The sequence below is a fragment of the Anaerosporobacter sp. genome, assembly GCF_965301125.1.
In genome coordinates this window covers 20276-28080 of record NZ_CBDLAM010000030.1, presented here as the reverse complement: position 1 = coordinate 28080, position 7805 = coordinate 20276, and the positions used below count along the sequence as shown (strand labels likewise).

The following is a 7805-nucleotide window of genomic DNA, read 5'->3' as shown; positions in this document are numbered from 1 at the left end:
GTTCAAAAATCTTTAGCGTAGCAAACTACGCATGTGAGTTTTGAACGGCACTCCTGAAAATTATTTTTGTATAGTATAATCAATATTACATTAAATGAATACCATCATCTTCAATTGTAATTTGCTTATTTTTAAAGAGTCTACCTATCGCTCTCTTGAATGCGTTCTTACTTAAATTGAATTTAGTTTTGATAGCATCAGGATCTGATTTATCATTATATGGAAGAAAACCATTATTGTTTTTTAATTCTTCAAAAACAATCTTAGCATCTTCATCAAGTTGAATATAAGATTTCTCTCTTGTGCTTAGATTTAATTTGCCATCTTCTCTAACACTAATAACACGGGCAGAAACGAAATCACCAGGTTTATAGTTACTAAATAGTTCGTTTTTTGGTATAAGTGCTGAGTATTTATTATCTACAGCAACGAAGGTACCAAAGTCTCTACTTAATTCATAAACAGTACCCTCTACTTTATCGTCTTTTTGATATGGAGAATCTGTTTCTAGATACTCATAGACTTTCATAGTGGCACATAAGCGGTTACTCTTGTCAACGTATAGAGACACAAGAACGTTGTCCCCAACTTCTACCTGTGAAGTTTGCTCTTTGAATGGCAAAAGAAGATCTTTTGTAAGGCCCCAATCAAGAAAAGCCCCAATTGGTGCAACTTCTTTTACTGTAAGAACGCATAGTCTTCCAATGCTTAATGGTGGGATTGTAGTCGTTGCAATCATGCGATCCTCAGAATCTTTATATAGGAAGACCTCAATGGTATCGTTTTCCTTAGCTTGTGCAGGTAACTGTTTCTTTGGTAATAAAACTTCATTGTTCTTTACGCTTAAACCATTAGCAGTGCTATCTAAATCTACTAAATAAGCGCCAAATTCAACAAAGCGGTTTATCTTTAATGTCTGTACTTCTCCTAAATGCATATAATAATCCTTTCTATAATAAAGTTATTACGCGATAAATTGTATAATCGCATATGGTTTTTTATCTGGTCTGCAGAGTGTAACAATACATTCCTTATCTGATATTGCATACTTAGGAATTATCGTATCACCTAAAAGTGCTGATATACGGTAATCTGCACGCATTTCATGTATTACAAAATCTTCAGGTAGAAATTCTTCAGCTATCTTAATATATTGTCCATTATTTACATGATTATTAGTATCGAGGAATGAACTAACAACAGTAATTGGTTGACCTTCTTGTAATTCATTTGGTAGTCTGATTTTTCTAGGGGCATAGTCCATATCAATACGTTCTTCCAATTGGTATGCAGATGTAATTGTATCATTAAGTTTAATAGGATGTCCTGTATTTAAGTTTACCAAAATCCAAATTGAGTTTGCATAGGCACAAACTACATTAGACTCATCCGTTATAGTAAAATTACGATAACCAAACATGCTGTCAAAGCCATGTGCCCATGTGGTAGTTGTTATTGATTCTCCAAAAACTGGACTACGGTCTATTACGATTTGCCAAGAGCTTAACATCCAAGCACATCTCATTTCATTCATGTAATCAATTCCTACATGAAGTTCTTCTGACTGAAAGGTAGTACAATCTTGAAAATAGTTTATTATTCCAGCTAAATCTAACTGTCTGTTTATGTCTACTTCGCTATAGCGAACCCTACTTGTAAAACTATACATTACTAAATCATGCCTTTCCACTCGTTATTTTATGGTTAACTTATGAATTATTATAACATTATTTTGGTAATTTTAATAGAAGGAATTTATTTGTGGACTTAAGATTGAAACAATTTCAATTTAGTAATGTAAATTTAGGAAATATGGTATATAATAAGTACATATAAAAAATCGAAGTTTATTAGGAGGTTTTTATGAAGACAATTATTAGTACAGATAAAGCACCACAGGCAATTGGACCTTACTCGCAAGCAGTTGAAGTTAATGGTATGATTTATACATCTGGGATGATACCTATTAATCCAGCTGATGGTTCATTGGTTACAGGGCCAGTAGAAGAACAAGCAGAACAAGCTCTTAAGAATTTAAAAGCTCTTATAGAAGAATCTGGATCAAGCATGGATAAAGTAGTGAAAACTACAGTATTCATTAAGGATATGAATGATTTTGCTAAGATAAATGAAGTATATGCTAGATATTTTACTGATAGCTATCCATCACGATCATGTGTTGAGGTTGCTAGATTACCGAAAGACGTGCTTATCGAAGTTGAAGCAATTGCTATCAAATAATAACGGAAAGGGGAAGTTGTATTGGACTCGCTAGACTATTATAATCGGTTCGCTACCCAATATTATGAAGAGACAGTGAACGCGACTATGGAAGAGCAACTAAAACGATTTATGGAATTACTACCAAATGGATGCGCTGTTTTAGACCTTGGTTGTGGATCTGGAAGAGATAGTTTGTTCTTGGTTGAAGAAGGGTATGATGTTACCTCTTTAGACGGAGCTAAGAAGATGTGTGAATTGGCACAGATTCATGTTGGACAGGAAGTTTTGAACTTAACTTATGATCGACTAGATTTTAATGAGGTTTTTGACGGTATATGGGCTTGTGCTTCATTAGTTCATGAGGAGCCAGATAAATTACCAGTAACATTACAGAGAGTGTTTGATTGCTTAAAACCAGAAGGCGTTATGTATATGTCTTTTCGCCATGGGGACTACTTAGGTTTTAATAGTGAGATTAATTATTATGCATACACAGAGGATACTTTTCGAAGTGTACTAGATAAATGTAAAGAAAAACAGAATATTGAGATTATTGATATGTTCATAACTAAGGACAGTAGAGAAGGGTTCATGGATAATGAATGGATTAATATATTTATCAGAAAACTATAGGAGCGAAAGTTTATGAATAGGAAAAAGATGATAGGAGTTGTATTTTTATGTACAGTTCTAGTTAGTATAGCATCAGCTTTTATTGTATCAGGAGTAAGTACTGTTATTGACAATTCTTTTCTTTCGATGTTATTGAATCAATTATTATTGTTATTGCCATCAGCAGTATACATAATAAAATCTAGAACAAATCTAAAAAAATCAATTCGCTTAAAGAAGATTAGTCCATCGAATATAGTATTATGTATTGTGTTTGCATTTCTAATCATGCCGGTGATGAATTTGATAAATGCAATTTCTCTACTGTTTTCAAAAAATATGATTCAAGATACCGTTACGGATATTGTTAGTAACAATGCCTTGTTTCTTAGTGTGTTCGTGATTGCTTTTATTCCATGTTTATTTGAGGAGACAATATTTAGAGGGATATTTTACAATGAATATCGTAAATCAAATATCAAAGTTGGTATCGTTTTAAGTGCGTTCCTATTTGGTATAATGCATCAAAACTTCAATCAGTTTTCATATGCGTTTGCCATGGGGATTGTATTTGCGTTATTAATTGAAGCTACAGATTCTATTGTGTCTACGATGATTGTACATTTTATAATTAATGCAAATTCGGTGATCATGACATATATGCTACCTAAGTTAACAAAGATCTTGCAAGATTTGAGCAACAGTGTTGAAGGATATGAAGACATCATTGATACTACAACAACAGTCACAAAAGAAGCAATTTTGTCTAGCATGACATATTATTGTGTGTCAGCGGCAATTGCATCTATATTATCTTACTTAGTTTACAAAACAATTGCGAAAAACACTGGAAGATGGCAACATGTGAAGGCAATTTTCTCAAGTAAGGCTGGAACACTTATCAAGGAATCAGATGGCCCAGAAGAATTGGATGAGATAGAGGCAATTGAAGAGAAACAAGGCGGAATGTTTACAATTCCATTAGTAATTGGTATTGTAATATGTGTGGTGCTTATGGTAGTAAGTGAAGTATTTGTAGAGATATAGATAGTGAATGATATTTTGGTAATTGGGGATATATTAGATAATAGTAAAAAGTTAAAGACAATTGAGCCTTATAAAAATAGGGTAAATGAACAGTTATAGAAAGGAGTTAATATGTTATACGATGTTATTATTATAGGATCAGGACCTGCAGGTTTGGCTGCAGCAATTTATGCACAAAGAGCGGAGCTTAATAGCCTAATTATAGAGAAGAATCCAATGAGTGGAGGACAAATAATCAATACCTATGAGGTAGATAATTATCCAGGTTTTCCGGGAATCAGTGGATTTGAATTAGCTGAGAAGTTCAGAAGTCATTGCGATGGTCTTGGTGCGCAGTTTGTGACTGGTGATGTTACGAAGTTTGAAATTGTTGATGGTATTAAGAAAATCACAGTAGATAATAATGAAGTGTATGAAGCTAAAACAGCAATCATTTCTACAGGTGCAGCATATCGTAAGCTTGGTGTTGATGGGGAACAACAATTATCAGGAATGGGAGTTTCTTATTGCGCTACTTGTGATGGTGCTTTCTTTAGAAATAAGACGACTGTTGTAGTAGGTGGTGGAGATGTAGCTGTAGAAGATGCAATCTTTTTAGCGCGCCTTTGTAAGAAGGTTTATGTTGTTCATAGAAGACATGAATTCCGTGCAGCAAAGAGCTTATGCAATCGTCTTTTATCAATGGAAAATGTAGAAATAATTTGGGATAGTGTTGTGGATAAGATTGAAGGTAGTGATCTTGTTCAAGCAGTGCAAATTACAAACCGTGAAACACAGGAACACAGAAGAATAGAGACAGATGGTGTATTTATTGCGGTTGGTAATATACCAAACAGTGATGTGTATAAAGGCGTTGTGGAACTAGATACAGCAGGCTATATTGTGGCTGGTGAAGATTGTGAAACAAGTATACCTGGAGTATTTGCAGCAGGTGACATTCGTACTAAACCTTTAAAACAAATCATTACAGCAGCATCTGATGGTGCAAATGCAATTACAGCTGTAGAAAAATATCTAAATAATTTAGCTTAATAATTTATGGAAGAATACTGACAAAAGTTTGTAATAATGGGGGTTTATTGACTAAGTTGATAAATTCCCATTTGTAATTGTATAGAGGTTTGTTAATTCGGTATATAAATTATATGACACAGTATTGACAAAAATGATAAATTTTGTTATAATAAGCCAGAGATTAATTAACAAATTCGTAACAATTACAATAGATATTTAATAAATGGAGGTATTCCTAATGAAGAAGGCAGTTTTAAAACAGACAACGTTTTGTCTAGCAGCAACTGTAGTATTATGTACTAGTTCTGTCATGAATTCAAAAGCAGTGTCCTTTACAGGTGATACTGGTGTAGCTGGTATTTCACTCTCGCTTGATAATAATAGTAGTGTTCGTAATGTAATAAGAGATAGTGAAGTTGTAAATGTTCTTTCAGCTAGAATGATTGAAGAAGAAGCTGCAACTGCAGATGATAGTAATACAACAGATGAAGAAGCAAAAGATGACTCAACGGAAGAGTCACAAAAGGAAGATAGCAAAGAGGAAGAGGTTGAAGAACCAGTTTCTGAATATGCTAACGTTGGTATCTCAATTGCACCTACATATGTTAATGTAAGAAAAAAAGCGAATACTGATTCAAAGATTTTAGGTAAATTATATAAAGGTAGTGCTGCAACAATCCTTGAAACAAAAGGTGATTGGGTTAAAATCAAATCTGGTAATGTTAAAGGATATATCAATGCAGAATACTTAGCTATTGGTTTTGATGCGGAAGAGTTAGTTGAAAAGTACGGAACTAAGATTGCAACAGTTAATACGACTACATTAAAAGTTAGAGAAAAGAAGAGTACAGATTCTAGAGTATTAACTATGATTCCAATTGAAGAATCATATGTTATACTTAAAGAGTATGATGAATGGGTTAAAGTTTCTATCGATGGTGGTTCTGATGAAGATGAAGATAACGGTGTAGTTGGTTATGTTTCAAAAGAATTTGTAGATATCACAGTTGAATTTGAAACTGCAATCTCTATTGAAGAAGAAGAAGCTAAGAAGAAAGCGGAAGAAGAAGCACGTAAAGCAGAGGAAGAACAAGCTGCTAGATTACAAAGAGAACAAGAAGAGGAAAGAAGACAACAGCAACAACAAAATAGCTCTTCATCAAGCAACTCGAGTTCAAGTAGCTCAAACTCATCAAGTAGCTCAAGCTCATCAAGCAGCTCAAGCTCATCAAGTAACTCAAGTAACTCAAGTTCATCAAGTAGTTCAAGTTCATCAAGTGGCTCTTCAAACACAACAGTATCTAAGGGATCAGGAACTGGAAGTGATATTGCAGCTTATGCACAGAAGTTTGTTGGTAATCCATATGTATATGGTGGTACAAGCTTAACAAACGGTGCAGACTGTTCTGGATTTGTATTATCTGTTTATAGAAGTTTTGGCTATAGTTTACCAAGAACATCATCATCACAGGCTACTGCAGGTACTCGTGTAGATATGGGTTCTTTACAAGCTGGAGATTTAGTATTCTATACTGGTGGATCAGGAAGAGTTAATCATGTTGCTATCTATATCGGTGGCGGTAAAGTTGTACATGCTAGTAATCCAAGATCAGGTATTAAGATTTCTTCTGTAAATTACAGAACACCTTATACCGCTAGAAGAATTGTGCGTTAATAGGAATAATACAGTTAATTGTATATAGTTATAATAAAAAAAGCGGATGCGCATATAATAATATGTGTATCCGTTTTCTGTTTAATAGAATATACATTTTTACATTAAGTATTTTAGAGACGAAAGTGCAAGGCAGTGAGTAATAAATCAAATAACAAAATTGTCTTGCAAATAGGACAAGATATGTGACAATTATGTAAAATGAAATTTAATTTAATTCAGCAAAATAATACCTAAATTATAAATACTAGCAAAGTGCACAAAATAATTTTGGAAATTAGTAAAAAATGTAAAAAGATTATTTATGAATGTGGATTATGGGTTAAAGTTATCCACAGTCGACAAGCTATATTTTATAGGTGTTTTGAGTTATACACGGAGTTATCCACATTATCCACAGTGTATGAGGTGAGATTTGTGTATGGATAACCATGTCAATATAGAATGTTTGTTTTGTTTTTTTTGATAAAAAACATATTCGACACGATTTTTTTGTTATTTATCTTGACATTAGTATTGTCAAATAATATTAAGATAGCCTTGTTAAATCAAAGAATATTAGCTTAATTATTTACAATTAACTTATTAAATCAGACAACTTGGAAGATATGTGAAAAGTATCTGCAAAAACTCGGGGAATATGCTTGATAAATTTTATAATTATGGTATAATACATGTATAAGAAATACATATTAACTAAATCACAAAAAAGATATCTATAATAATAACAAAACCTTTTTAGTCAGGTTGATATTAATAAGCGAAAGCTATTTAATATAGATAAGGGGAAAGGCATAAGCGCAAAAGCAAATGTCATTTTCTAATTGAAAGTAAAAGGAGCTGGAAATTATGCGATATATTATAAGCGGGAAAAACATTGATGTTACAGAAGGACTTAAAACTGCAGTTTACGAAAAGATCGGTAAACTAGAAAGGTATTTCACTCCTGAAACAGAAATTCATGTAACATTAAGTGTTCAAAAAGATAGACAGAAAATAGAAGTGACAATTCCGATGAAGGGGCATATCGTTAGAGCTGAACAAGTTAGTACAGACATGTATGTGTCAATTGACTTAGTAGAAGAAGTAATCGAACGACAATTAAGAAAATATAAGAATAAATTAATTGAGCAAAAACAATCTGCGATCAACTTCAACCAAGCGTTTGTTGAAGATGATAGTTATGACGATGAAGAGATTAATATTATTCGTACTAAGAGATTTGCAATCAAAC

7 protein-coding genes and 1 pseudogene are annotated in these 7805 nt (G+C 33.0%); 6 read left to right on the top strand and 2 right to left on the bottom strand.

The genetic code is table 11. The annotated features are described in order from the left end of the window. Nucleotides 1-85: 85 nt before the first annotated feature. Both ACW2QF_RS05295 and ACW2QF_RS05290 read right to left on the bottom strand, forming a co-directional pair. Entirely contained in the window at nt 86-937 is an 852-nt protein-coding gene (locus ACW2QF_RS05295) for a CvfB family protein (protein WP_455714951.1), read from the bottom strand. Between the two features lie 27 nt (nt 938-964). Continuing rightward, the gene (locus ACW2QF_RS05290; RefSeq protein WP_455714950.1) at nt 965-1669 is read right to left on the bottom strand and encodes an acyl-[acyl-carrier-protein] thioesterase; all 705 of its coding nucleotides are present in this window, start codon (nt 1667-1669) and stop codon (nt 965-967) included. Nucleotides 1670-1863: 194 nt separating this feature from the next. Here ACW2QF_RS05290 and ACW2QF_RS05285 point away from each other — a divergent pair, with 194 nt between their 5' ends. From ACW2QF_RS05285 to hpf, 6 genes and pseudogenes are all read left to right on the top strand, one after another. Next, nucleotides 1864-2241 carry a RidA family protein gene (locus tag ACW2QF_RS05285; RefSeq protein WP_455714949.1) on the top strand — a complete coding sequence of 126 codons (378 nt, stop codon included), beginning with the start codon at nt 1864-1866 and terminating at the stop codon, nt 2239-2241. Between the two features lie 21 nt (nt 2242-2262). Continuing rightward, complete coding sequence (locus ACW2QF_RS05280; protein WP_455714948.1) at nt 2263-2856, top strand: class I SAM-dependent methyltransferase; 594 nt, start codon at nt 2263-2265, stop codon at nt 2854-2856. Nucleotides 2857-2868: 12 nt separating this feature from the next. After that, nucleotides 2869-3882, top strand: coding sequence for a CPBP family intramembrane glutamic endopeptidase (locus ACW2QF_RS05275; protein ID WP_455714947.1), 1014 nt, complete (start codon nt 2869-2871; stop codon nt 3880-3882). Between the two features lie 111 nt (nt 3883-3993). Next, nucleotides 3994-4914 (top strand): thioredoxin-disulfide reductase, encoded by a 921-nt coding sequence (gene trxB, locus ACW2QF_RS05270; protein ID WP_455714946.1) that lies wholly within the window; start codon nt 3994-3996, stop codon nt 4912-4914. A 220-nt stretch (nt 4915-5134) separates the two neighbouring features. Then, nucleotides 5135-6571 carry a C40 family peptidase gene (locus ACW2QF_RS05265; protein ID WP_455714945.1) on the top strand — a complete coding sequence of 479 codons (1437 nt, stop codon included), beginning with the start codon at nt 5135-5137 and terminating at the stop codon, nt 6569-6571. 849 nt (nt 6572-7420) lie between these two features. Continuing rightward, nucleotides 7421-7805 (top strand): annotated as a pseudogene (hpf, locus tag ACW2QF_RS05260) (ribosome hibernation-promoting factor, HPF/YfiA family); the annotation flags it as partial.

What these genes read in the sequence shown, in the direction of transcription:
- ACW2QF_RS05275 (WP_455714947.1), top strand. Translation starts at nt 2,869, where the DNA reads ATGAATAGGAAAAAGATGATAGGAGTTGTATTTTTATGTACAGTTCTA.
- ACW2QF_RS05290 (WP_455714950.1), bottom strand. Translation starts at nt 1,669, where the DNA reads ATGTATAGTTTTACAAGTAGGGTTCGCTATAGCGAAGTAGACATAAAC.
- ACW2QF_RS05285 (WP_455714949.1), top strand. Translation starts at nt 1,864, where the DNA reads ATGAAGACAATTATTAGTACAGATAAAGCACCACAGGCAATTGGACCT.
- ACW2QF_RS05295 (WP_455714951.1), bottom strand. Translation starts at nt 937, where the DNA reads ATGCATTTAGGAGAAGTACAGACATTAAAGATAAACCGCTTTGTTGAA.
- ACW2QF_RS05265 (WP_455714945.1), top strand. Translation starts at nt 5,135, where the DNA reads ATGAAGAAGGCAGTTTTAAAACAGACAACGTTTTGTCTAGCAGCAACT.
- trxB (WP_455714946.1), top strand. Translation starts at nt 3,994, where the DNA reads ATGTTATACGATGTTATTATTATAGGATCAGGACCTGCAGGTTTGGCT.